The organism is Nakamurella sp. UYEF19 (assembly GCF_040546275.1).
Lineage (GTDB): Bacteria > Actinomycetota > Actinomycetes > Mycobacteriales > Nakamurellaceae > Nakamurella.
In genome coordinates this window covers 40451-66147 of record NZ_JBEPNO010000024.1, presented here as the reverse complement: position 1 = coordinate 66147, position 25697 = coordinate 40451, and the positions used below count along the sequence as shown (strand labels likewise).

The following is a 25697-nucleotide window of genomic DNA, read 5'->3' as shown; positions in this document are numbered from 1 at the left end:
GCAGGATGCTCGTCACCGGACCTCGACCAGTTCGTCGGAGCGGTCCAGATCGGTCAGCGGTAGGTGACAGCGGATGCGGTGGCCGTCGACGGGCTGCCGGACGGGCGGTGCCTGCGTGTTGCAGACGCCCTCGATGCGCTGCTCGCAGCGGCGGTAGAACGCGCAACCGACCGGTGGCGGCGCCGATTCCGGCTCGTCGGCCTTCGTCCGTGGCGCTGAGGCATCCGCGATCCGAGCGACCGCTCCCGGCATCGGGTCCATCACCGAATCCAACAGCAACCGGGTGTACGGGTGGTTCACCTCACCGGCGCCCTGCGCGCCGAAGACGTCGTCGACCGTGCCCTCCTCGCAGATCCGGCCGAGGTAGAGCACGACCACCCGGTCGGCCAGACCGCGCACGACCGCAAGATCGTGCCCGATGAACAGGTAGCCCAACTGGTGTTCGGTGCGCAGGTCGTCGAGCAGCCCGAGTACCGAAGCCTGCACCGAGACGTCCAGTGCGGACACGACTTCGTCGGCCAACAGCAGTGCCGGATCGGCGGCCAGCGCCCGGGCGATACCGGCGCGCTGCCGCTGACCGCCGGACAGCTGGGCCGGCAGTCGATCGGCGAAGGAGGTGGGCAGACCGACGTCGGCGAACACCTCGTCGCGACGCACCCTTGCCTCCCGGCCGCGGAGGCCGAGCAGTCGCAGCGGCCGCGCGACGGCATCGCCGACCGTGCGCCGCGGGTTCAGCGAGGTGTCGGCGTTCTGGAACACCAGCTGGATCTGCCGTCGCCACTGCGGCGCGCGTTTGGCGGCCGGGAGCGTCAGGTCGGCGGTGCCGGCGGTACCGCCGGCCTCCCCGGCTGTGCGGGGGTGCAGGGTGAGCTCGCCGGCCGTCGGCCGACGGAGGCCGGCGAGAGTCCAGGCGATGGTGGACTTTCCGCTGCCGCTCTCGCCCACCAGCGCCACCACCTCGCCCTGCCGGACCTCGAGATCGATCCCGTCGACGGTCGGTCCGCTGGCGGCATCGGGTTTCGACCGGTAGTCCACCTGCAGCCCGGTGACACTCAGTAGCACCGGGCCGAACTCCCTTGGCACCCGCGGCCGGACCTGGGCGGTCCAGACAGGTTGGGCCAGCACGTGTTCGGTTCGCAGGCAGGCCGAGACCCGGCTGTCGGTCAGGGTGGGGCGGTTGGTCAGTTCGGGCACCGGATCGTGGGTGCAGGCCTGCTGCGCGAAGGGGCAGCGCGGCGCGAAGGCGCATCCGGGCATCGTTCCCGGACCGATCGGCGAGCCACCCGTCATGCCGACCGGCAGTCCGGGGGCGGTGATCCGGGGCACGCTCGCCAAGAGACCACGGGTGTACGGATGTGCCGGCGCGGTAAAGAGTTCGGCGGTCGGGCCGGCCTCGACGACCCGACCCGAGTACATCACCAGCATCCGGTCGCAAAGGCGGGCCACTGCGCCGAGATCGTGGCTGACCAGGACGATGGCCAGACCCAGCGTGTCCCGCAGGTCTGCCAGCAGGGCCAGGATTCCGGCCTGGGTGACGACGTCCAGACCGGTGGTCGGCTCGTCCATCACCAGTAGACGCGGCGCCCCCGCGATGCCGATCGCAATGGCCACCCGCTGCAGCTGGCCCCCGGAGAGCTGGTGCGGGTAACGGGTGAGCAACTGGTCCGGAGTGGGGAGGCGGACCAGCCCGAACAGCCGGATGGCCTCGGCCCGCGCGGCCGCCTTGTCCATTCCCCGACCGAACCGAAGGACCTCGCCGATCTGGTCGCCGACCCGCATCGACGGCGTCAGCGCATGTCCCGCGTTCTGCGGGACGAAAGCCACCGTGCCACTGCGGATCCGCCGCAGCTGCGCACCGGAACTGCGGAACAGGTCCTGACCATCGATCAGTACCCGGCCCTGGGCGATCCTGGACCCGGCGCGCAGGTGGCCGACCAGGGCGCCCGCCAGAGTGGACTTCCCGCAGCCGGATTCGCCGACGACGGCGACGGTCTCGCCCGGCGCGACGGTGAGATCCACGTCGACGAGCACCGGGATCAACCGCTTCCCGGCCCGGTAGGACACCCTCAGCTTCTCGACGAGGGCGACCGGCGCCTCGACCTCGATACCCGAAACTTGCAGCCCAGTAGTTGTTTTCGCCAGATCCATCAGGCACCCCCGGTGATGCGGTCGATGCCGCGGGCCTTGGCAAGGCCGTCGGCGGCCAGGTTGAGCCCGACGATCAGGGTGGCCAGGGCGATGATCGGCCCGACCGCCGCCCACGGCGTGACGGTGAGCAGGCTTCGGCTCTCGGACACCATCAGGCCCCAGTCGGGCGTCGGCGGGTTGGCGCCGAAACCGAGGAACGACAGCGAGCTCACCAGCAGCACGATCCAGGAGGCACGCATCGCGAACTCGACCAGGACGACGTCCAGCACGTTGGGCAGGATCTCCCGCACCATGGTGGCCCAGGGGTTCTCGCCCCTGGCCCTGGCCGCGGTGACGTAGTCAAGGCCGACCACGGACTGCGCGCCGGCCCTGATCACCCTGATCACCGCGGGGCAGTAGACGACGGTGGCGGCCAGCACGATCACCGGTGCGCCGGCTCCGAGGACCGAGACCACCACCAGCAGAGCCAGGATGGCGGGTACCGACAGCACCGCGTCCAGGATCCGCATCAGGATCTCGTCGAACCAGCCACGGAAATAGGCTGCTGCCATGCCTAGTGCGGTACCGATCCCGACGGACAGCACCGCGGCGACCACGCTGATCAGCATGGCGTTGCGGCCGCCGTAGATGACCCGGGACAGCACATCCCGGCCCAACTGGTCGGTGCCGAGCCAGTGCGACGACGACGGGTTGACGATGGCGTCCAGCGGACTGGTGGCGATCGGTGAATAGGGTGCGAGCCACGGCGCCGCCACTGCCATCACCACGTGCAGCAAGACCAGGATGACGCCCGTCATCGCGATGGGTGATCCCAGCAGGGACCGTAGCGTGCCGCTACCGCGAGGTGCGTCACCCTTCGCCGTATCCCCCGGTGAACCGGTGGTGATCCCGCTCATGACGCACGCGCCGGGGTACGGAGCCGCGGATTCAGGGCGGTGGCCGCAAGATCCGCCAGCAGGTTGGAGACCACGTAGACGAGCGCGCCGATGACGGCGATGTACTGCAGCACAGGGACATCCCGGTTGTGGACGGCATCGAGCATCAGCGTGCCGATGCCCGGATAGTTGAAGACGGCCTCGACCACCACCACCCCGCCGACCAGCCAGGCGATGTTGATGGCGATGACGTTCAGGGCGGGAAGCAGGGCGTTCGGCAGCGCGTGGTGCAGCAGCACCCGACGGCGCGGCAGGCCGCGGAGCGTGGCCATCGCCACGTATTCACTGGCCATCACGTCGATGACGCTGGTCCGCATCATCCGGACGATGTACGCCGCCATCACGATCGACAGGGCCGCGGCCGGTAGCGGCACGTTGTGCAGGATGGTGCGGAGCGAGGCGTCCGGACCGTCCGTCACCACAGCCGGGAACCAGGCGAGCTTGACCGCGAACACCAGGACCAGGAGTGTCGCGAGGGTGAACTCCGGGACGCTCATGGCGATCAGGGCCACGCCCGAGATCAGCACGTCCGGCAGGCGGTCGCGGGTGAGACCGGCCACCACACCGAGGATCACGGCCAACGTGATGCCGACGACGATGGTGATGCCGGCCAGCACCGCGGTGTTCCGGAGGTAGTCGCCGGCCATGCTGACCACACAGTCTCCGGTGGCCAGCGAGGTACCGAAGTCGCCGTGCACCGCGCCGCCCAGCCAGGTCAGGTAGCGGAGCCAGCCGGGTCGGTCCAGATGCAGCTGCGCCGTCAGCTGGGCGACCGCGTCCGGGGTGGCGTCCTTGCCCAGGATCTGGGTGGCCAGATTGCCCGGCAGCGCCTGCAGCGCAACGAAGACCAGCACGGTGGCCAGCACGATCGTCAGGAGCGCGAGGGCCAGCCGCCGGGCAATCAGCTTTCCGAGCATGCCTACGCGCCGAAACCGATGTTGACGTAGTCGAATTCGAAACCGAACTCCTTGTAGTTCACGACCTTCTTCGACAGGCCGATGATGCGGTCCGCGAAGAAGGGCACGATCGAGGCGCTGGAGTCGACCAGGATCTTCTGGGCGTCCTGATAGTACTGCTTGCGTTTGGCCGCGTCGGCCTCCTTGCGTGCGCTGTCCAGGATGGCGTCGAAAGACGAATCGGCCCAGAGGGATTCGTTGTAGGACGAGCCGGTCCGGAAGATCTGGTTGAGCAACTGGTCGACCGGTCGGCCGGTGTACCAGTACGACACGCAGAACGGCTTCTTGATCCAGACGTCGGTGTAGTAGGAATCGGCCGAAGCGGTCTGGATGCTGATGTCCAGCCCGGAACCCTTCACCGAACTCTGGTAGGCCTGCGCCAGGATCGACATCACCGGCTCGTAGCTGGAGGTGTAGAGCTGCTGGCTACCGGAGAACCCGGCCGAGGCAAGCAGCGACTTCGCCTTGTCCGGGTCGTGCGGGACCGAGTAGTCGAGGTAGTTGGGGTCGGTCGGCGGCACCGGGTTGTTGTTCGCGATGGTGCCCAAACCGTGGATCGAGAGGTCGATGACCTCCTGCGGGTCGTAGGCCATCTTGAACGCCTGGCGGACCTTCAGATCGGTGAAAGGCTTCGCGCTGTACAGCATCGGCATGACGTACCAGGCCGCATTCTTGACGGTCGCCGTGGTTGCGGTGCTGGAGGCGGTGACGGTCTTGGCGGTCGCGTAGTCCAGGTTGGTCTGGGCGACGAGGTCGACCTGCTGGGCCAGCAGCGCGTTGACCCTGGCCTGGACGTCGGCGATCGCGGTGAATTCGATGCTGTCCACCTTCGGTGCTCCACCGAAGTAGTTCGGATTCGCCTTGACCGTGCCCTTGCCGGCGGCCTTGAACGAGACCAGGCTGAACGGCCCGGTGCCGATCCCGGACGCGCCGATGGTCGCGGCCGAACCGACGGGAATCACGTAGCAGTTGTAGTTCATCAGCAGGCTGACGAACTCGGCATTGGGCGACTTCAGCTTCACCACCAACGTTTTCGCGTCCTTGGCCGTGATGCCCGAGCTGTCGAGGAACGGCGAGAGCACTCCGGCCTGCGGCGACTTCGTCTTCGCGTCCAGGATGTGCTGCAGGGTGTAGACGGCGTCGGCCGAGGTGAAGGCCTTGCCGTTGTGGAAGGCCACGCCCTCGCGGAGCACGAACGTCCACGTCATCTGATCGGTCGAGACCGACCAGCTGGCCGCCAGATCCGGTGCGACAGTGCCGGAGGCGTCCTGCTTGACGAGGCGGTTGTAGAGCGCGCCCAGGTACTCGTAGGCCGAGAGCGAGCTGGCCGGGTCGAGGGTCTCCACCGTCGAGGCCGGCGGCCGGGCGATGCGCAGCGTGCCGCCCGACTTCGTCGTGCCCGCGGCACCAGTGGTGACGGCCGTGCTGCCGGTCGCACTGGTGGTTGCTCCTCCGACGGTGCTGGAGGAACTCGAGGAGGTGCTCGACGCCGCGGACGAGCTGCTGCCGCAGGCCGCGAGGATCCACGGTGCGACCGCAAGGCCGGCGCCACCGAAGAGCATCGTCCTTCGGGAGATTCCACGCGAGACTCTCTGCGAGAAAGCAGGTATCGACGAAGGAATCGATTCCGGACCTACGCTGGGTGCCGGTTCGTGGGCATTGCTGGGCGTGGCATCCATCTTTCGAGGACCTCTCGGCTGGTGTCGGATCGTCAAGAAGCGACTGGGGGTGACAAGTCGGGTGGCAAGTCGTTTTCGAATCGGGTATCGACTCACGGCGGCGCTGGCGATACTCTGACAACCGTACGATTAAACCGTACGATTGTGCGATACAGGAAGATCAAGGTCCTGTTACCGGCAGGTAAATCGCCGAACGGGACCGCCGCCCGCATTTTCGTCCCACCTGTCACCTCTGACGAGAGAGGCGAGTTCAGAAGATGCCGTCACTGCTCACCGACCCCCTGCTCGAGCCGTTCCAGCTCGGGCCGCTGACCCTGCGCAACCGCGTGGTGAGCACCTCGCACGAGCCGGCCTTCTCGCAGGAGGGCATGCCCAAGGAGCGCTACGCCGCCTACCACGTCGAGAAGGCGAAGGGCGGGGTGGCGCTGACGATGATCGGCGGATCGGCAGTGGTCTCACCGGACAGCCCGCCGGCCTTCGGGAATCTGCTGATGTACAAGGACGAGATCGTCCCGTGGCTCTCCCGGCTGACGGATCAGGTGCACTCCGAGGGTGCGGCGGTGATGTGCCAGATCACCCACCTGGGGCGTCGCACCAGCAACTACGCCGGCGACTGGCTGCCCGTCCTTGCGCCGTCCCCGCTGCGCGAGGCCGCCCACCGGGCGTTCCCGAAGCAGGCGGAGGAATGGGATCTCGACCGCGTGGTGGCCGACTACGCGAGCGCTGCACAGCGTGCCGTCGCCGGCGGGCTCGACGGGATCGAACTGGAGGCGTACGGGCACCTGCTCGACGGATTTCTCTCGCCCGCCACCAATCGGCGCACCGACGGCTGGGGCGGTTCACCACAGGCCAGACTGCGACTCGGGCTCGCCGTGGTCAGGGCGATCCGGCAGGCGGTCGGACCGGCCTTCCCGATCGGGATGCGGCTGGTGATCGACGAGGACATGTCCGGCGGGATCGATCCCGACTCCGGTATCGCGGCGGCGCGCAGCCTGGTGGCGGAGGGTATCGACTTCATCAGCGTCATCCGTGGCCACATCGACACCGATGCCGGGCTGGCCAAGGTGATCCCGCCGATGGGTACGCCGTCGGCGCCCCACCTGGAGTTCGCCGGCTGGGTGAAGAAGGAACTCGGCGTGCCGGTGATGCACGCGTCCCGGATCGCCGATGTCGCGACCGCCCGGCACGCGATCCGTGACGGCCTGCTGGATCTCGTCGGGATGACCAGGGCGCAGATCGCCGATCCCTACCTGGTGGCCAAGATCGCCGCCGGTCAGGAGGACCGGATCAGGCCCTGCGTCGGCGCGGGGTACTGCCTCGACGCGATCTACCAGGCCAGCGACACCAAGTGCATCCACAACGCGGCCACCGGACGGGAACTGCTGCTCCCGCACCACGTGCCGCGCTCCACCGGGCCGAGCCGGAAGGTGGTGGTGATCGGTGCCGGAGCGGCCGGCCTCGAAGCGGCGCGGGTGCTGGGGGAGCGCGGGCACCGGGTGGTGGTCCTGGAAGCCGCCCCCGAGGCCGGTGGCCAACTGCTGCTCGCTGCCCGGTCCGCGGCGCGCAAGGATCTCCTCGGAATCGTCGACTGGCGGTTGTCCGAATCAGCACGGTGTGATGTCCGGATCAGGTACCACACCTACGCCGATGTCGCGACGGTGCTGGCCGAGTCGCCGGACGTGGTGGTGGTGGCCACCGGCGGCAGGCCCGACACCGGGTTCCTCGAGTCCGGGTCCGAGCTGGTGCTGGACACCTGGGACGTGCTGGCCGGCTCGCAACCACTCGCCGGCGACGTCCTGCTCTACGACGACCACGGTGGGCACAGCGCCATGGATGCCGCGGCAACCATCGCCGAGGCGGGCGCGCGACTGCACCTCGTCACGCCCGAACGCACCCTCGCGATGGACGTGGGCGGGGTGAACTACCCGCGCTACTTCGGCGTACTGGCCCGTGCGAATGCGAAAACGACGCTGCTGCAACAGCTCAGGTCAGTCCGAAAGGGTAGCGATGGCCGGTTGGTCGTCACGCTGTTCACCGAGTACGGCGGGTTCGAGACCGAGTTGACCGTCGACCAGGTGGTGGTCGAACACGGCACCCTGCCGAACGACGAGCTGTACCACTCGCTGGTGCCGGGCTCGAGCAATCTCGGAGCCGTCGACCAACGGGCCCTGCTGGCCACGTCACCCCAGGAGCTGGCGCCGAACCCGACCGGCACCTACCAGCTGTTCCGGATCGGCGACGCGGTCGCCAGCCGCAACGTACATGCGGCGATCCTGGATGCCTACCGACTCTGTCTCGCGATCTGAGGTCGGCGATCCGATGCCATCCCAGATGATCCGATCCCAGGTGATCCGGTCGCAGGCGATTCCATCGCCCGCGGGATTTCTCACTACACTTTCATCACAATCGTGTGCGCAAGGTGACTGGTCGACCACGTTCGGTCGTCGTGTGCGAAGGTAATCCCTGGAGCGATCACGCTCCGACGTCCTGGTCGAAGGCGGGGTGTTCAGGCGTGGACGACATGTTGAAGCCGGTCATCGAAGCGATGGCGGGCGGCACGCGGGAGCCGGTCGGCTGGTTCGACTACTCGGTGACCGCGGATACGTGGACCTGGTCGCCAGGCCTCTACGAGATGCACGGATTCGAGCCGGGCGAGATCGTCCCGACCACCGCGGTCTTCGTGGCGCACAAGCATCCGGACGACCGGGCCCACACCGACCAGGTGCTGGCAGCCGTGTTGGCGACGGGGGCCCCCTACTGCTGCCGGCACCGGATCGTCACCAGTCGTCGGGAAATCAGGACGGTCGTCACCATCGGCCGCGGCTACCTGGACGGCTCCGGTCGGGTCGCGTCGGTGCAGGGATACTTCGTCGACATCACGGCCGCGGCGGTACACGCCTCCCGGCAGGAACTCAACGAAGCCGTGAACAGGTCGTCCGCTGCCAGGGCCGACATCGAACAGGCCAAGGGCGCCCTGATGATGGTGCAGGGCGTGTCCGCCGATGACGCCTTCGCCGTGTTGAGCTGGCATGCCTCGCACGGCAACATGAAGCTCAGAGACGTCGCCACCACCATCACCGGCGGCATCTCCCGACCCCTCGCGCCGGAGGAGACACCGGAGCAGCGGATCGGCAGGCTGCTGCACGACATCGCACCCATCGTCTCCGACACCCTGCCGCGCCAGGCCGCGTCCGTCGGTCAGCGATCGGTGGAGCCCGGAGACCCGGTGGAGCCCGGACACCCGGTGGAGCCCAGGGAGATCGGCGTCGGTTCCTGGGCCACGAACAGCTGAGCAGGCGAGCGGACCAGCATGGCCACCCCACCGACGACCAATGCGCCGGCCAGCCCCGCGACCGCCAGATGCCCCGATCCGGTGGGCAGGGATTCACGCAGCAGGATCGCGCTCGCCGCGATGGCCGCCAACGGATCCACCACTACCGCAGTAGCCAGTGAAGCGGCGAAATGCCCGGCACGGTAAGCATTCTGGAGCAGCAGGTAGCCGACCAACGCCAGCACGACGATGCTGATCGCCGCAGTCACGGTGACCGGGGTCCGGCCGGAGTGGCCGAGACCCTGCAGGAGCACGCGGACCAGTACTGCGACGATCCCGAAGGCGATGCCGGCGGCCGCCGCGAGCAGCAGGGCTCGAGGACGTCCCGGTGCGACATGCGCAGCGATGGCACACCCCGCGTTCAACAGCAGCGTGGCCACCACGATCCAGAGGCAGGCCGAGAGACCGGCCGGCGACGATTCGACCGCTGTCGGGAACAGTCGCAGCAACAGGACCAGGCCGATCAGGACGACGATGGCCGCCAACAGGTCGCGTCCACGGACCCGGCTGCGTCGCAGCAGCGCGACCAGGGGGATCGCGAACAGCAGACCGGTGACGCCGAGCGGCTGGACGAGCGTGATGGATCCGAGCCCGAGCGCCACCACGTGCAGGACGGCGGCCAGGATGTCGGCGACGATTCCGGCCAGCCAGAGCGGGCGCCTCGCGAGCTTCATCAGCAGGCGCGGGTCGGCCACGCCGTACTCCTGCGTGCGCAACGCCTCGCGCTGTTGCAGGCTGGCAGCCAGGGCGAAGCAGAAGGCGCTGGCCAACGCCGCGATCACCGCCCAGGTCACCATCGAGGGACGCCCAGTGCCCGTTGTTCACCGAACGGTCCGGTCAAGATCGGCTCTTCGTCATCCGGCTGTGCGGTGATGATTGCTCGAGCTCCGATTCTGCCGGTCGTGCCTCGCCACGAGGGTCCAGGTACTACTGTCACCATAGTAGTTACCGCATTGCCATGGGCGACGAGCCCCAGAGACGATTCGGCGACGAGCCCCGGAATCGGGCGACGAGCCCCAGAGAAGAGTGGGTGCCCCAGCAGATGTTGAAAAAGCCGTCGGCGAGCGACCGGGTTCGCTTCAGCATCGTCATCCCTGCTTTCAACGAGGAGTTCTACCTCGGCGACTGCCTGTCTTCCTTGGCTGGACAGGACTACCGGGGAACATACGAGGTCATCGTCGTCGACAACAACAGCAACGACGAGACCGCGTCGCTGGCGAGGGCGCACGGCGCGCTCGTGGTCTTCGAAAAGGCTCGCGGAGTCTGCCAGGCGAGGCAGCGCGGAACCGAGTCCGCCTCGGGGGAGATCGTCGTCTCGGCGGATGCCGACACCGTCTATGCCCCTGATTGGTTGTCCAACATCGATCGATGGTTCGACCGGAACCCGCGGGGGATCGCGGTCGGTGGCCCGTGCTACTTCCACGACGGACCGCGCTGGGGATTGTGGCTGCAGAAGATGCTGTTCGGCGCGGTCGTGCTGGTCCAGCGTTTCGGCGGCCCGGTCGTCTACATCACGGCGACGAATTTCGCATTCCGGAAGGACGCCTTCACCGGATACGACACCAGACTCGCCCAGGGCGGTGACGAACTCGACCTGCTCCGGCGATTGCGGAAGAAGGGCAAGGTGGCCTTCGACCCGGCCAATCCGACCCACACCTCGGCCCGCCGGATGGACGAAGGCGTGGTGTACAACTTCGCCGTCTCGTTCTTCTACTACTACATCCTCGGCTATGCATTGAACCGGATCTTCCGCCGGCCCGTGCTGGGCATGGCGCCGGCCTTTCGCCATCCGAAGGTGACCGCACCGACGACGCTGCCGCTCGCCTCCGGGTGCCGCGGCCGGGACAGCGATCCGGACCGGGACTTCGACCGCGACGAAGTGGTCTGACGGTGCGAATCCGGCCCTCGCGCCCCCCGGGAACCGTGTGGTGGTCGGCGATCTGCGCCGTGGGGGTATCGGGAGCGGCCTACTGGCTGATGCTCTCGTCGTATTCGCAGGCACTCGGCCGGTTCCCCTTCCGAGGATTCCGTCCGGACGATGGACGCAAAGCGGATTCAGGAAAGGCAGCGACCCACCAAAAGGTCATCGCCCTCACCTTCGACGACGGTCCCAACGAGCCGTTCACCTCGCAGATAGCGGACTTCCTGCACGAGCACGGCATCACTGCCACGTTCTTCCAGGTGGGCCGTTGCGTCGCGCGATTTCCCGACGTCCCGGCAGCGCTGATCGAGCAGGGACACGTCATCGGCAATCACAGCTATTCCCACGCCATGGGCCGCTGCGTGCGGCCGGCGGCCCAGCGGACCGAGACCGCCGTCACCCAGGAGATCCTGACGAGAGTGACGGGTCGCACCCCGATGCTGTACCGGCCGCCGTGGCTGCTCCGTACCCCGGCGCTCTTCAAAACCCTTCGTGGACATGGACTCCAGGCTGTTTCCGGGGAGTTCGCGCACGCCTTCGAGGTGTTCCAGCCGTCAGCACGCCGGATCGCCACCCGCGCACTGGCCAAGGCCCGGCCGGGGGCGATCCTGATCTTCCACGACGGATTCGACTCCCGCGGTGGAGATCGCGCGATGACGGTGGCCGCCACGAAGATAGTGGTGGGCGCCCTGCTCGATCAGGGATATCGCTTCGCCACGGTGGACGACTTGCTCGGCATCCCGGCGTACCGAACGGCGGTCGAAAGCAGCTGATCCCGGTCGTGGGTCGCGTCGACCGGTGGACCAGGTGTCTCAGCTGCTGGCCGTGCGCGCCGCGTCGATCAGCGATCGGGCGTCTGAGCCGTCGGCAGGCGATCGTCCGAATCCCAGGGTGGCTGAAATCGTTCTCGGTTCGTTGCCGTCAGGCACGGGGTCTGCCAGGGTCCGGTCCAGGACGCCGGACAGACCGACGGGCAGTGCGTCCGCCACGGCCAGGAAACCGCCGCGCAACGAGGCCAGGAAGACGTCGTCGCCAAGCGCGGCTCGAAGGCGCTGGGCGATCAGGCACAGCAGTTCGTTGTCGTCCTCGGCCCGCAGCGGATCACCGTCGGCGGACCGGACGGACGGCCGGATGTACAGCACGTCGGAAATTTCACCGCCGGACAGAAGGGCGTCGAGATGGCGTATCGCGGCCGCCTCGTTGGGCAGGTCGACCACCGGGTCGTGGTAGGCGAGTTGCTCGAGTTGCAGTTCGCGTTCCACCCGCTCGGAGATGTCGTTCTGGTAGCCGATGTAGTGCGTCACCACGCCGGCCTCGTTGCGCACGGCAGACAGGTGCAGCTCGTTCCAGAACGCCGTCCCGTCAAGCCGGTAGTTCCGCAGCACGCTGCGGATCTCCTGACCCTGTCTCACCGCCGTCTTGATGGCCGTGGCCTGGGCCGAGTGCAGGTTGGGGCCCTGCAGGAATCGGCAGTTACGACCGACGATGTCCTCGCTGCGGTAACCCGTCAGCTTCTCGAAGGCGGGGTTGACGTAGACCAACGGCCAGTCCGGTGAGAGGCAGTCTGCGATCGAGATGCTGACGGAGGCCGCTTCCACCGCGCTGACCAGCGTCCGGGGCAGGAGCTCCGGGGAGATCCGGGCAGAAACCGCCTTGGAACGGTCGGCCGCTCTGGCCGCCGGTGAGGTCAACGCCCCGGAACGGCGGACCGGGGGAGCGGACCGACGTCGGCCGTTCAGCCCCGCGAGCACCGCGGCCAGGCGCTGGCGCGGCAGCAGCCCAGCCTTGTCAGGATCGGCAAGGCGTTCCAGCAGCAGAGCGGCGAGGTCACGAAGCTTCATGTTGGTGTACGACGAATGCCATCGCAGAAGTTCGAAGGCCTGCTCCTCATCGAGGTCCATGGTGGCCATCAGCACACCCTTGGCCTGGTCGATGACGGCCCGCGTCTCCGACGATCGGGCGACCGCACGGCCGATTTCTTCGTCGTGGTCCTGACGGAGTCGTTCGGTCAGGTCCGTGACGGTACCGCGCAATTCCGACCCAGGACCTCCGGCCGGGACGTCCATCGTCGTCAACAAGGTTCTCCGCCGTCGCCCGCTGTCGATGATCCGATGCCACAGGCTGACCGGACGTGCGTCCGCGAGTACCCGCTCGACCGTCAGATCCCAGTCCGCGCGGTCCTGCGGGTCCTGGTGACTGGACATCAGCGCCAGGGTCGGCACGATCTCGTGCGGTGCGAAGCCGAAAATCGAGAAGAGCTCGTCCGACCACTCCATCCTGGCGACGCCCGGCAGGTAGCCGAAGGTACCGACGGCGACGGCTGCCGGCGGCAACGCAGCCGGCCTCGACTGGTCCGTCACGCTGCAGTCACCTCCGTCATTCCTCGACTCCCTCCGACCCCGTGTCGTTCCGCCTCGATCTTGAGACTCTCGATCTTGAGACTAATGAGTCGATGATGACCGGACGACCACGGCCGCGGTCGGTGCTCCATCACGCGGAACCGACCGGGCACACCGGAGCACGCCGTCGGATGATTCCCAGATCAAGGCTACGATCCTGGTCAGGTCGAACACCACGAGCGACCTTGCCCCGAATGCACCTGCGGATCTGCATGCAGCCCCCGGGCAGTCCCTTGAGTTCCGACCGACGGGACACGCGGGCATGGAACTGCCGTCACCGGATCTCGAGGCCCGATTCCTGGCGCTGATCGGGCTCCCCATCTCCGAGAGCACCCCGGAGGACGCCGATCGCTTCGTCGCCATCATGAACGCGATGTCCCAGATCGAGCGGAACAAGGCGGCCGTCTACACGAGTGCCACGGACATCGTGCAGGCGGCAAAGCACGAGATGAACGTCTGCGGGTGCCCCTATGAACTACCGGACACCGGCGATCAGGTGACCGACGCCCGCCGCATCAGGGTCGTACATCGGCCGAGTTGTCCCAGAAGGTACTGACCCTCTGCTGCATAAGTCTGACGCTGCGTTCCTGTTTCGGGCTGGTGGCCGATCATCGGCGGACTGATACAGGATTGACACGTGGGAATCTGCCGGGATCTGCTCATCAGCCCGTAGGCTCTACGGTGTAGCTCCTAGAAACACGCCGCCGCAATTCGTCGGCTGCACTGGTGCCGGGCGAAGTTCGCCAGTCGCCCGACAGGTACCGGACAGGAGAGCTGAAAGTATTCAGCCTGGCGAAATACTGACCCGCGATCGGGTGATTCACGCAGCTCTGGATCTCATCGACACCGACGGCGTGGAAGCGCTGTCGATGCGCAAGCTCGGTCAGGCTCTGGGACGCGATCCCATGCGCCTGTACCACCACACCGAGAGCAAGGCGGCACTGCTCGATGCCGTCGCCGAGCTCGTCCTGGAGGGTCTCAGTGTCCCGCCGACGAGCGGGGGCGACTGGGAACAGGCACTCCGGTTGGCGGCGCAGTCCTTTCGCAAGATCGCTGTCGACCACCCGCGGATGGTTCCGTTCCTGCTCACCCGGCCGCTCGCCCTCACTCCCGCGCTGCTGCCGACCTCCGGGCTGCGCTGGGTGGAGGGGCTGCTCGCTCTGCTGGCGGACGCCGGATTCGACCAGACGGGCGCCCTCCAGGCCTATCGGTTCTACACGGGGTTTCTGGTCGGGCACATCTTGCACGAAGTGCACGATCTGACCAAGGATTCAGGTTCCTCGCCGGTCTTTCCCAGGCTCGGCGTGGACTTCATGACGCACCAACGATATCCCCGTATTCTTGCTCTCGGGCCCGCTCTGGCTGCCGAAACTGGTGACCTCGAGCTGATCCTGGGCATGGATATGGTTTTGATGGCTTTGCGGCGGCAATTGAATGCGATCATCGACACCCACCAGCTAGAGAAATGAGACAGGCCATTCTCACCAATTCAGCGGTCACCGGGCGAGCTGACAGACCCAGCCGCGCGCAGCGTCCGCCCAGCGACTACTCGAAGGTCCTGCAGTCGGCGCAGGCACTGGACCTGATGCGCCGCGCCTACGTCTACTACGCGTCCAGGATCGCGATGCTCGCCGTGGCGCTGGCCGGTGTCTGGGTGGCCTTCGCGTTCATCGGCGACAGCTGGGTGCAGATGGCGGTCGCCGCAGCACTCGGCCTGGTACTGACCCAGATCATCTTCTTCAGCCACGACGCCGCACACCGGCAGATCTTCGCTTCGCACAAAGCCAACGAGATGACGGCTCTGGTGATGGGCACGTTCTTCGGAGGCGTGAGCCTCGCCTGGTGGCACAACAAGCACAACAAGCACCACGCAGCACCGAACCAGATCGGCAAGGACTCGGACATCGACGCGTCCGTCGTGCACTTCTACCCGCCGGAGAAGCCGCCACGCCAGCGGCTGCTCGCGTTCCTGCACGAACACCAGGGCTGGTGGTTCTTCCCCATCCTGACGGTGGAGATGCTCAACCTTCACGTGCAGGGCGTTCAGGCCGTCATCACCCGCCGTGGCTTGAAGCGCCGCTGGATCGAGGCGGGGATGCTGATCGTGCGCCTCGGGGGATATCCCGCGATCCTCTTCATCTTCCTGTCGCCGGGCAAGGCCGCCGCATTCCTTGGCGTCCAGCTGGCGGTCACCGGGATGTACCTGGGAACTTCCTTCGCGGCCAGCCACATCGGAATGGCCATCCTGCCGCACGATTCCCGGATCGACTTCTTCCGCCGCCAGGTGCTGACGTCGCGCAACGTCGCCGGTGGACGGGTGGCCAGCTTCGCGATGGGTGGGTTGAACTACCAGATCGAGCACCACCTGTTCCCGAGCATGCCCCGCCCCCACCTGCACAAGGTCCGGCCGATCGTCCAGAACTTCTGCGCGAACAACGAGATCGAATACCACGAGGTGACCATTCTGCGGGCGTGGCACATCGTCGCCACGTACCTGAACAAGGTGGGTCTGTCGGCCCGCACGTTCCAGTGCCCGATGGTGTCCGCCCTGAGGTAGTCATCGCCCTTCCGGCCCGGCGATCGTGACGGATGGCACACCAAGCTGGGGTGCTCGGCTGTCTTGCTGCATCTCCGCTGGTCAGAGACCTCGTCCGAAGTAACGGTTGGTCGCCGGGCGGCCGTCCGATCCGCCGCCGGTCGCCAGGAGTCCACTACCGTGGAGTAAGGGACTGCGGAGCTGATCCACGGGACTCGTCCGCCATCGGCCCTCGACTCGCCAACGGCGATCCCCTCGGCACCGCAGGAAGGTCTGTCTACATGCGCGGGAACTCCATCCACCGGTTCAGCAACACGTCCGTCCTCGCGGTCTGCGCCATCGATGCGCCGGTCGTCGTGACGTCCACCGAGATGGACGATCGGCTGTCCGAGGTCTACCAGCGGGTGGGCCTTCGCCCCGGGATGCTGCAACGACTGGCGGGCATCCAGGAGCGGCGCTGGTGGAACAGGGGGACCACCTTCGCCGACGGCGCGGCGATGGCCGGCGCGAAGGCGATGGCCGAGGCCGGAATCCACCCGGGCCAGGTGGGCCTGATGGTCAACACCTCGGTGAGTCGCGAACACCTCGAACCGTCGACCGCCGTCGCCGTACACCACACGCTCGGCCTGCCGAGCTCCTGTCAGAACTTCGACGTCACCAACGCCTGCCTCGGTTTCGTGAACGGGATGCAACTGGCGGCGGCCATGCTGGAGAGCGGCCAGATCGACTACGCGCTCGTCGTGAACGGCGAGGACGCCCGTGGAATCCACGACTCGACCATCAGTCGGCTTCAGAACGGCGACGCGAATGCCAAGCAGGTCTTCGCCCAGTTCGCGTCGCTGACCCTCGGATCCGGCGCGGCGGCCATGGTGCTCGGTCGGACGGATGCCCACCCCGAGGGCCATCGGTTCCTCGGCGGGGCGACGAGAGCCGGGAGCGAGCACCATCTTCTGTGCGTCGGCGACATGGACGACATGCGCACCGACAGCACGGGTCTGATGAATGCGGGTCTGGCTCTGACGATGGACCTGTGGGCCGAGTCGGCCGTCGACTTCGGGTGGGAGTCGGGGATGGACCGATACGTGATGCACCAGGTCAGCAACGTCCACACCCAGGCGATCTCGAAGGCTCTCGACCTCGATCCGGCGCTGGTTCCGCTGACCTTCCCCACCCGCGGCAACCTCGGGCCGGCGGCCATCCCGTTCACCCTGGCCGGTGTGGTGGGCGACCTCTCGGCCGGGGACCGCGTGCTGCTGATGGGCATCGGGTCGGGCCTGAATGCTTCGTTCTCCGAGATCGTCTGGTGAGCAGCAGTTCTCGACTGGAAACACTGCGAACGATACGAACACGGGCAAGACTGCGCACTGCGTCGGCTTCAGTGCCGCCCCAGGGACTGCCAGGCCTTGACCCGGCCTGGTCCCGCCTCGTCGGCGTCATCGACCTGGACGGTGTCGAACGCACCTTCCACGTACTGGACTCGTGGTCCGCACGCGCGGAACCAGAGGCCGAACCAACTGGCACCCTGCTGTGCGTGCACGGCAACCCGACCTGGAGCTACCTGTGGCGGCGACTGCTGGCCTCGGCTCCTGCAGGATGGCGCGTCGTCGCCGTCGACCAACTCGGCATGGGGTTCTCCGAGCGGATCGACCGCCCCCGCGTGCTCGCCGAACGGATCGACGACCTCGGCCGGCTGACCGACGCCCTGGGGATCACCGGGCCGGATCGGAGTGGGCCGGTCGTCACGGTGGCGCACGACTGGGGCGGCATCATCTCACTCGGCTGGGCCCTTGCACACCGGCGGCAACTGGCCGGTGTGATCCTGACGAATACGGCGGTGAATCAGCCCGAGGGTGACCGGGGTCCGCTGCTGATCCGCCTCGCTCACCTGGAACTCGTCAACCGGATCGCCTGCCGGTGGACGCCGTTGTTCGTCCGGGTGACCACCTCGCTCACCTGGCCCCGCCTGCCGGTCGACATCCGTCGAGCGTTCGCCGCCCCTTACCGCACCGTGGCCCGTCGGCGTTCGATCGGTGAGTTCGTCGCCGACATCCCCTTTGAGGCAGATCATCCCAGTCACCCGGCGGTTAAGGCGATCGCCGAATCGCTGCCCGACCTCGAGGTGCCGGCGCTGTTGCTCTGGGGGCCCCGCGACCCGGTGTTCGGCGACGTCTACCTCCGCGACCTGATGCACCGCCTGGCGGATCCGGTACTGCACCGCTACGAGCAGGCCAGCCACCTGCTCCCGGAGGACGCACCCGACTACGTGTCCGCGATCTCGACCTGGGTCGGGACGCTGCGCGTCGGGAACACGTCCGCGGCACCGCCGGTCGGGGCCACGTCGGAGGTAGCCCGCCCGTCGGTGCTCGCCGGACTGGAGGCCCGGGCCGGCGACCCCGGTGCTGCGGTGGTCGAGGTCGGTGGCCGCAGCATGAGCTGGTCGGAGCTGAACACGCGCGTGCGGAACACCGCGGCCGGTCTGAATGCGGCCGGTCTGCGCCCCGGGGACCGGGTCGCGTTGATGGTTCCGCCGTCGATCGAGCTGACGGTTGCGCTGTACGGCGTCTGGCGCGCCGGCGGCGTGATCGTGGTGGCGGACAAGGGTCTTGGGCTGCGGGGCATGGGCCGCGCACTGCGGAGCGCGCAGATCGACCATCTGGTCGCCGATCGTGCGGGACTGCTCGCCGCCAGGCTGATGCGCCTTCCAGGGCGACGCTTCTCCGTCCGCGACGATTTCGCCGCGATGCAGCGCCTCGGGCACGTCGACGGGAACCTTCCGCAGCTCGCCCTGGACGGCGTCATGCGGTCCCACGCTCCCGACGCCGGAGGCGATGAGGAGGCGGCCGTATTGTTCACTTCCGGAGCCACTGGTCCGGCAAAGGGGGTGCTCTACCGGCACCGTCAGGTACGTGCTCAGCTCGAAGTCATCAGGGATGCCTACGGACTGGGTGGCGACGATCGGATCGTTGCCGCCTTCGCGCCTTTCGCCCTCTACGGACCGGCTCTCGGTGTGCCGTCGGCAGTCCCGCGGACCGACGTGACGAAACCCGGCCGGCTCACCGCTTCCGCACTTGCCGAGGCGGCCTCGGCCGTCGATGCCTCGGTGGTCTTCGCCTCGCCCGCGGCGCTCCGGAACGTGGTGGCAACCGGGACCCGGCTCTCCCCGAGCGGGCGGGCCGCGTTATCGGGTGTCAGATTGCTGATGAGCGCCGGGTCGTCGGTGCCCGCCGAGCTGCTCCGACAGGTCGGCCTCCTGCTACCGCAGGCCGAGCTGCACACGCCCTACGGCATGACCGAGGCTCTTCCCCTGACGGATATCTCGCTCACCGGTATCGACGAGGCGGGTGATGGTGACGGCGTGTGCGTCGGTCGCCCGCTGGCCGGTGTTCGGTTGCGGATCGCCGAGTTGGACTCGGCCGGGACACCCTCCCGGACGCTGACCGCCAAACCCGGGATCACGGGGGAGATCTGGGCAACGGCCGAGCACATCAGGGATCGGTACGACGCCCGCTGGGTGACCGACAGGGCTGCTGCGGACCATCCGGGATGGCACCGCACCGGCGATGTGGGCTTCTTGGACGGACAGGGCCGCCTCTGGATCCAGGGGCGGCTCGTACACGTCATCAGCACGCCCTCCGGCCCGGTGACCCCGGTCGGCATCGAGCTGCGGGTGCAGTCGGCCCTGTTCGACAGCGGACTCGCGGATGTCGGCCCGACCGGCGTGGCCGCCGTGGGTGTCGGCCCGGCGGGCACGCAACAAGTGGTGGTCGTGGTGACCGCGCCGGGCGGACCGCTCGCCGACCTCCCGATGCTCGACGCCGTACGGGCGGCCGCCGGCCACGAGGTCGCCTCGGTCCTGACGACGGATCGGCTTCCGGTCGACATCCGGCACAACTCGAAGATCGACCGGGCTGCGGTCGGGATCTGGGCGGCCAAGGTGCTGGCCGGCGGATGAAGGTCCTGCTCACCGGGGCCACCGGCATGATGGGTCGGTCAACGGCGGTGGCGTTGCTCGCGCGCGGTGACACCGTCACCGTGCTGCAACGGCGTCCGGCCGGAGTGGACTGCCGGGAGGTGCTGGGCGACATCGCCGATCCACGGACCGTCGCGCAGGCCGTCCGCGGCCAGGACGCCGTGCTCCACCTTTCGGCCAAGGTCGACGTGTTCGGCCCCTGGGCGGAGTTCGCCCGGGTCAACATCGACGGCACGAGGGCCGTGATCGACGGATGCCGCCGGTTCGGCGTCGGCCGGCTGGTGCACGTCTCGTCGCCGTCCGTCTCGCATGCCGGGGCGGCGTTGGTCGGCGCCGGCGCCGGGCCGGCCGACCCGGACACCGCGCGCAGCAACTACTCTCGATCCAAGGCGGCCGCCGAGCTGCTGGCTCTCGAGGCCGATTCCGAGGATCTCGCGGTGCTCTGCATCCGACCGCATCTGGTCTGGGGACCGGGGGACACCCAGCTGGTCCAGCCGATCATCGAACGGGCCGCCGCCGGCCGGCTGCCGATGATCGGTACCGGTGCGGCACTGATCGACACCACCTACGTGGACAACGCGGTCGACGCTCTGGTCGCGGCTCTCGATCGATGCGGCCCCGTGCACGGCGAGTCGCTGGTGGTGAGCAACGGCGAACCGAGATCGGTGGGCGAGATCCTGCGCAGGGTATGCCTTGCCGCGGGCGTACCGGGTCCGCGCGGCCACGTGTCGCTGCCGGTGGCGTCACTGGCCGGCCGAGTGGTCGAGGACCTCTGGAGCCTGATCCACCGTAACGACCGGCCGCCGATGACGTCCTTCCTGGCCGAACAACTCGGGACCGCACACTGGTTCGACCAACGACACACCCGGGCGGTGCTGGAATGGTCGCCCCGGATCGCATTGGAGGAGGGATTCGAACTGCTGCGTCGCAGTCTGGCGCCGGAAACGATGGAGGGTTCGGCCCCACCGCCTCGGTCTTGAAGCGGTGAGACCTGGGCAGTTGGACTAGTCCGGAATAGCCAGCCGCTTGACCGTTCAGTACCCGTGGAGTGGGCCGTCAACCGCGGGACGCATCGGCTGCCACGGTTGCGTCGACCCGCCCATTGGACCCACCGCTGGCCCGGGACCGTCGCTCTTCCGGGAGAGATCCGGTGAGGCACAGCTCTTCGCAGACGGTACGGAGTTTGACGTTGGAGTTCGTCGACACCCGGACAAGTGCCGCGAAGGCCAGGTCCGGGGTGAGCTTGAATCGTTCCATCAGGATCCCCTTGGCCTGGCCGATCACATCCCGGTTCGTCAATGCGGCCATCATGTCCCGGTTACGCTGTACTCCGGAGAGAGCGATTGCTGCGTGGGCCGCGAAGATCCGGGCCAGACTTTCTGCTTCGTCGTCGAATCCGGGGGTCGCGCTGATCAGGGTCAGGACCCCGATGGTGTCGCCACCGACCAGCAGTGGGGTCGAGAGCATGCCCGCAGCACCGGCTTCGGCAGCGGGTTCGACGAAACCCGGCCACCGTGGATCGACAGCCAGGTCATCGGCCCGGATCTGCTCGTGCGACTCGAGCGCGTCCAGGCAGGGGCCGGTGCCGAACTCGTTCTGCAATTCCAGGATCTTCTCGGGCAGTCTTCCACCCGAGGACGCGCGGGCCTGCAGCCGGCGCGGACCCGCAGGCGTCAGGATCGCGGCGTGGGCGACGTGGGGGATGATCGAGACGGCGCCTTCGACGATCTGGTGCAGGATCAGCTCGGACGTGTCGTCCGTCGACTCGTGCAGGGAGAGAGCGAAATCGGCCATGTCGCCGGCGAAGCCGAGTGGATCCTTGACGTCGGATCGATCAGCAGTCGGCCGGGAGACCGAATCTTCGGAGTATGACCACACCGAGGAAACGCCTTTCTGGAAGTTCTCGTCGCCGGCGCTCTGTTTGACCATCACCAGAATGATACGGAAGATCGGTGACTTCAACGACGTCACGGTGACTGCGGTGGTGCAAGACCGGATGCTGCCGGGCGACGATCCGCGAGAGTTGGTCACGCTCGGCTGACAAGCACTGCAGCGGAACGGCTGTGCAACGATCAGCGGTCCGGTGGCGGGGTGGCCACGGTGATCGCCGCGTGGATCAGCGCCAGGTGGCTGAGCGCCTGCGGAAGGTTGCCGACGAACGCCCCGCTCTCCGGGGCGACCATCTCGGCCAGCAGCCCGACGTCATTCGTGGTGTCCATCAACGATTCCAGCAGCTGGTGGGCCTCTTCCGACTGGCCCGTGAGGTGCAGCGCGGACACCATCCAGAAGGAGCAGGCTACGAAGGCCGCCTCCTGCTCGTCGGCACCGGAGAACCGGTACAGGTGCGGAGGGGCGCCCAACTCGGCCTGCAGTGCCCCGATGGTGGACCGCATCCGAGCACCACGGTCGAAGCCGCTGATGGCGTGCAGCAGGATCGAGGCGTCCAACTCGTCGCTGCCCGGATACCAGACGTAGGCACCGCGCTCGGGCGACCAGGCGTTGTCCTGTACCCAGTCGCGGATGGCGGCTGCCTCGGTCCGCCAGCGCCGGGCGTCCCCGGGGATCTGGCCGATCTCCGCGAGACGCACCGCGGTGGTGAGCGCCTGCCAGCAGCCGAGCTTGGAAGTGGTGTAGTGCCGCAGATCCTCCAGCTCCCAGATGCCCGAGTCCTTGCTGCGCCAGCGATCGCAGGCCGTGTCGGCGATGGAGGCCAGGAGGGCACCGGTTCCGGTGTCCAACACGTTGCCGTTGTCCACGTACAGGCCGACGATGCTGAACAGGTCACCGAACACCCCGAGTTGCAGCTGATCGGCCGCACCGTTGCCACGACGGACCGCTCCGATGCCACGCCAACCCGGCACGTCGAAGATCTGCTCGTCATCGGCGGGGGATCCGTCGAGTTGGTAGAAGATGTGCGGGTCCGGTCCGTGCTGGTTGATGGTGGACAGCAGCCAGCTGATCGCCCCGTGGGTCTCCTCGCGGAGCCCGAACCGGAACAGGGCCGTCAGCGAATACGCCATGTCGCGCACCCAGGCGTACCGGTAGTCCCAGTTCTTGCTGCCGTCGGCTGCCTCCGGCAAGGATGTCGTCGCCGCGGCCACGATGGCACCGGTGGGCGCGTAGATCAGCAGCTTGAGCGCCAAGGCGCTGCGGAGCACGATCTCGCCGAACGGCCCGTCCCACGCGCATTCGGCGGACCACACCCGCCAGTTGGCGATCGTGCGATCGACCCCCGCGTCGATGGCGGCGGATTCGGGGAGCAGGAGAGGTTCTCTCTCGGTGGCCACCAGAGCCAGCAGCTGCCGAGAACCGGGTGAGGTCCGATAGCGGGCCGTCACGGCAGTGGTGCTCGTGGTCACCTGGTCGCTGTCGATCGTTCGCACAGCCATGCTGATCCCGTCGGCCCGCAACACGGGGCCGTGCACCGTGTGGTCGACCCAGGGTGATGCCGTGTTGAGACACGTGCCCGGGACTACGTCCGCGATGAGCTCGACGTTGCCGTCGAGTCCGTCGATGCGGCGAGCTAGTTCGACCCACGGCAGCCGTCCGGCGACTCCGGTATTGAGCGAGTCGGTGATCCGGACGCTGCCTGACTTCGTCAGGAAGGTGGTGGCCAGCACGTTCGTCCCCGAGACGTATTCACGGGTGACGGTGAACGGTTCGCGGGGCCTCAGCCAGAGGTAGCCACCATTCTCGGCGTCCAGCAGAGCGGCGAACACCGGCTGGGAATGCATGTCGGGCAACGGGAGCCAATCGATGCGACCGTCCATCGCGATCAGCGCGATGGTCCGGCCGTCACCGATCGCTCCGTAGGAATCCAGTTCGGCGTAGCCGTTCTCATCACGCGGAACCGGTGGTGCGCCGTTCAGGACGTCGATTTCAGCAGGCCAGTCGTGGTTCCGCGTCGGACTCGTCGATGTAGATCTTGAGCTTGGACAGCACCCCGCGCACCAGACGGGAGACCTGCATCTGGCTCACACCGATGGCCTCACCGATCTTGAGCTGGCTGAGTCCGTCGAAGAACCGGAGCCGCAGGATCTTCCGCTCCCGGTCGGTCAGTCTGCCGATCGCCTGACGTACCAGCATCAGGTCCTCCACCCTGCGAAGTTCGGATTCAGCACCGGAGCTCGGCCGGTCGGCGGCAGCGGAGCGAACCGTCAGCTCGTCGAGGCTGAGCACGTTGCAGCTGGCGACGGCGGCCAGACCGGCATGCACCAGCTCCACCGAGATGCCGGCCGCATGGGCCAGTTCGCTCTCGCTGGCAGTGTGTCCGAGCTGCTGTTCGAGTGACTCGGCGACGGACTGCACCTCGGCGTACCGCTCACGCAGGCCGCGAGGGACCCGGATCGAATTGCCGTGGTCGCGGAAGTACCGCTTGATCTCCCCGAGGATCGTCGGGTAGGCGTAGGGGAGGAACTCGCCACCGATCTCCGGCTGCCAGCGCTTCACCGCCTTGACCAGACCAAGTCGCGCCAACTGTTGGAGGTCCTCGAACTCGACGCCACGTCGCTGGTAGCGACGCGCCAGAGCGGTGGCCAGGCTCAGGTGCGAACTGACCACCTCGTGCTCGGCCGAACGGATGGCACGGGCGTCGCCGCTCGCACGGGCTCGGGTCAGCCGGAAGAGTGCATCCTGCTGGCGGAGGTCGGCCTCGGGGTGAACGGAAGCAGCTGACTGCACGGGAGCAGTGGCATGCAGGGGCGCAGTGGAGTGCACGGTAGAAATGGGGTGCACAGTGGTGCTGGAGTGCACGGCAGTCTGGGCAGAGGTCACGACGGAATCCTCGATCACTGATGGATCTGGCTGGCACTCTGCTGTACCTCCCACATAGAAGCACGCTGCTCGAGCGTCTTCAACGCGCAAAACTATGCAAAACTGTCCGAAGTTGCATACGATGACCGTGACTGGATTCTGCTGAGCTGTTGCAGTGCAACGTGTCTCGTCACAATGATCGCCCGGACGTCGGCAGGTCCGCGTGCCGTCTCCGTGTCGATCGACACACCGTGCACAATCTGGTCGTGAGTAACGAGAAGAATCTGAAGCCGGTCGACAACAGGGAGGCCGCGGTCACGGAGGCGGCCCTGCGCTCCGGTTGGAACCATCGTCACCGAGATGTTTCCGGAGGGTGGCTGCGACCCACCGTATTCGGCGCGGTCGATGGCCTTGTCACCAACGCCTCGTTGATCGCCGGCGTCGGCGGTGGTGGCGGTTCGACCCACGCCATCGTGCTGACCGGCCTGGCCGGGCTGGTGGCCGGCGCGTTCTCGATGGGCACGGGGGAGTACGTCTCGGTCACCAATCAGAACGAACTGGTGCATGCCGAGGTCGCCGTCGAGCGACGGATGCACGAGCAGTTCCCGGCCGCCGAGCAGGCCGAGTTGGCCGAGACCTTCCGCGGGTACGGGGCGGATGCGGAGACCGCGGCGAAGATGTCGGCTGCGGTGTCGAGGGACCCTGATCTGGCGCTGCGTTTTCACACCCGGGACGAGCTGGGGCTCGACGCGGAGGACCTGCCCTCGGCAGTTCTGGCCGGCGGCGCGTCCCTCGTCGCGTTCTCGATCGGTGCGCTGTTGCCGCTGATCCCCTATCTGCTCGGGTTTCCGGGCCTCCTCGCGTCGATGATCATCACGGCTGTCGCGCTGGTGGCCGGTGGCACCTTCGTCGGTCGGCTGACCGGCCGCCCCCTGATCCGGGCGGGTAGCCGTCAGTTGCTGCTCGGTGCAGTCGCGGTGGGCGTGACCTACCTGGTCGGGCACCTCATCGGCGCTGTCCCGTCCTGACGCCGCTGGTGGCCGGGGGCTCGGTGATCCCCATGGGGCCCC

At 67.5% G+C, this 25697-nt stretch carries 20 protein-coding genes; 11 read left to right on the top strand and 9 right to left on the bottom strand.

The window, feature by feature from the left end:
• Positions 1-12: 12 nt before the first annotated feature.
• The 4 genes from ABIB25_RS23635 to ABIB25_RS23620 are packed head-to-tail and all read right to left on the bottom strand — an operon-like array spanning position 13 to position 5601.
• Positions 13-2148 carry a dipeptide ABC transporter ATP-binding protein gene (locus ABIB25_RS23635; protein WP_354530981.1) on the bottom strand — a complete coding sequence of 712 codons (2136 nt, stop codon included), beginning with the start codon at positions 2146-2148 and terminating at the stop codon, positions 13-15.
• Complete coding sequence (locus ABIB25_RS23630) at positions 2148-3044, bottom strand: ABC transporter permease (protein ID WP_354530980.1); 897 nt, start codon at positions 3042-3044, stop codon at positions 2148-2150. Before ABIB25_RS23630 ends, ABIB25_RS23635 begins: the two co-directional genes overlap by 1 nt.
• A complete protein-coding gene (locus tag ABIB25_RS23625) occupies positions 3041-4000 on the bottom strand; it encodes an ABC transporter permease (RefSeq protein ID WP_354530979.1) in 960 nt (319 codons plus the stop codon). Before ABIB25_RS23625 ends, ABIB25_RS23630 begins: the two co-directional genes overlap by 4 nt.
• A gap of 2 nt (positions 4001-4002) precedes the next feature.
• Positions 4003-5601: an ABC transporter substrate-binding protein gene (locus ABIB25_RS23620; RefSeq protein ID WP_354530978.1), complete on the bottom strand. Its 1599-nt coding sequence runs from the start codon at positions 5599-5601 to the stop codon at positions 4003-4005.
• Positions 5602-5975: 374 nt separating this feature from the next.
• On the opposite strand from ABIB25_RS23620, the gene ABIB25_RS23615 reads away from it, so the two are divergent.
• On the top strand, positions 5976-8024 hold the full coding sequence (locus tag ABIB25_RS23615; protein WP_354530977.1) for an oxidoreductase: 2049 nt from the start codon (positions 5976-5978) through the stop codon (positions 8022-8024).
• Between the two features lie 215 nt (positions 8025-8239).
• Positions 8240-9010, top strand: a complete 771-nt coding sequence (locus ABIB25_RS23610) for a PAS and ANTAR domain-containing protein (protein WP_354531011.1) — start codon at positions 8240-8242, stop codon at positions 9008-9010.
• Here the strand turns inward: ABIB25_RS23610 and ABIB25_RS23605 are convergent.
• Positions 8917-9846 (bottom strand): DMT family transporter, encoded by a 930-nt coding sequence (locus ABIB25_RS23605; protein WP_354530976.1) that lies wholly within the window; start codon positions 9844-9846, stop codon positions 8917-8919. The genes ABIB25_RS23610 and ABIB25_RS23605 overlap by 94 nt on opposite strands.
• Positions 9847-10079: 233 nt before the next feature.
• Here ABIB25_RS23605 and ABIB25_RS23600 point away from each other — a divergent pair, with 233 nt between their 5' ends.
• Positions 10080-10937: a glycosyltransferase family 2 protein gene (locus ABIB25_RS23600; RefSeq protein ID WP_354530975.1), complete on the top strand. Its 858-nt coding sequence runs from the start codon at positions 10080-10082 to the stop codon at positions 10935-10937.
• A 59-nt stretch (positions 10938-10996) separates the two neighbouring features.
• On the top strand, positions 10997-11743 hold the full coding sequence (locus ABIB25_RS23595; protein WP_354530974.1) for a polysaccharide deacetylase family protein: 747 nt from the start codon (positions 10997-10999) through the stop codon (positions 11741-11743).
• A gap of 39 nt (positions 11744-11782) precedes the next feature.
• Here ABIB25_RS23595 and ABIB25_RS23590 read toward each other — a convergent pair whose 3' ends face one another.
• On the bottom strand, positions 11783-13330 hold the full coding sequence (locus ABIB25_RS23590) for a PAS domain S-box protein (RefSeq protein WP_354530973.1): 1548 nt from the start codon (positions 13328-13330) through the stop codon (positions 11783-11785).
• Positions 13331-13631: 301 nt separating this feature from the next.
• Here ABIB25_RS23590 and ABIB25_RS23585 point away from each other — a divergent pair, with 301 nt between their 5' ends.
• The 6 genes from ABIB25_RS23585 (at position 13632) to ABIB25_RS23560 (ending at position 20855) form a co-directional block, all read left to right on the top strand.
• Positions 13632-13925, top strand: a complete 294-nt coding sequence (locus ABIB25_RS23585) for a hypothetical protein (RefSeq protein WP_354530972.1) — start codon at positions 13632-13634, stop codon at positions 13923-13925.
• A gap of 259 nt (positions 13926-14184) precedes the next feature.
• Positions 14185-14838 carry a TetR/AcrR family transcriptional regulator C-terminal domain-containing protein gene (locus ABIB25_RS23580; protein WP_354530971.1) on the top strand — a complete coding sequence of 218 codons (654 nt, stop codon included), beginning with the start codon at positions 14185-14187 and terminating at the stop codon, positions 14836-14838.
• A complete protein-coding gene (locus ABIB25_RS23575) occupies positions 14835-15926 on the top strand; it encodes a fatty acid desaturase family protein (RefSeq protein ID WP_354530970.1) in 1092 nt (363 codons plus the stop codon). Before ABIB25_RS23580 ends, ABIB25_RS23575 begins: the two co-directional genes overlap by 4 nt.
• Positions 15927-16186: 260 nt before the next feature.
• Positions 16187-17212 carry a 3-oxoacyl-ACP synthase III gene (locus tag ABIB25_RS23570; protein WP_354530969.1) on the top strand — a complete coding sequence of 342 codons (1026 nt, stop codon included), beginning with the start codon at positions 16187-16189 and terminating at the stop codon, positions 17210-17212.
• Between the two features lie 71 nt (positions 17213-17283).
• Positions 17284-19857, top strand: coding sequence for an alpha/beta fold hydrolase (locus ABIB25_RS23565; RefSeq protein WP_354530968.1), 2574 nt, complete (start codon positions 17284-17286; stop codon positions 19855-19857).
• Positions 19854-20855, top strand: a complete 1002-nt coding sequence (locus ABIB25_RS23560; protein WP_354530967.1) for an NAD-dependent epimerase/dehydratase family protein — start codon at positions 19854-19856, stop codon at positions 20853-20855. Before ABIB25_RS23565 ends, ABIB25_RS23560 begins: the two co-directional genes overlap by 4 nt.
• A gap of 76 nt (positions 20856-20931) precedes the next feature.
• Here the strand turns inward: ABIB25_RS23560 and ABIB25_RS23555 are convergent, their stop codons facing one another.
• The 3 genes from ABIB25_RS23555 to ABIB25_RS23545 all read right to left on the bottom strand — a co-directional run bounded on the left by ABIB25_RS23555 (position 20932) and on the right by ABIB25_RS23545 (position 24648).
• Entirely contained in the window at positions 20932-21804 is an 873-nt protein-coding gene (locus tag ABIB25_RS23555) for a GAF and ANTAR domain-containing protein (protein ID WP_354530966.1), read from the bottom strand.
• A gap of 143 nt (positions 21805-21947) precedes the next feature.
• A complete protein-coding gene (locus tag ABIB25_RS23550) occupies positions 21948-23744 on the bottom strand; it encodes a glycoside hydrolase family 15 protein (protein WP_354531010.1) in 1797 nt (598 codons plus the stop codon).
• 10 nt (positions 23745-23754) lie between these two features.
• A complete protein-coding gene (locus tag ABIB25_RS23545; protein ID WP_354530965.1) occupies positions 23755-24648 on the bottom strand; it encodes a sigma-70 family RNA polymerase sigma factor in 894 nt (297 codons plus the stop codon).
• A gap of 245 nt (positions 24649-24893) precedes the next feature.
• On the opposite strand from ABIB25_RS23545, the gene ABIB25_RS23540 reads away from it, so the two are divergent.
• Entirely contained in the window at positions 24894-25655 is a 762-nt protein-coding gene (locus tag ABIB25_RS23540; protein ID WP_502919892.1) for a VIT1/CCC1 transporter family protein, read from the top strand.
• The last annotated feature ends 42 nt before the right edge of the window (positions 25656-25697 follow it).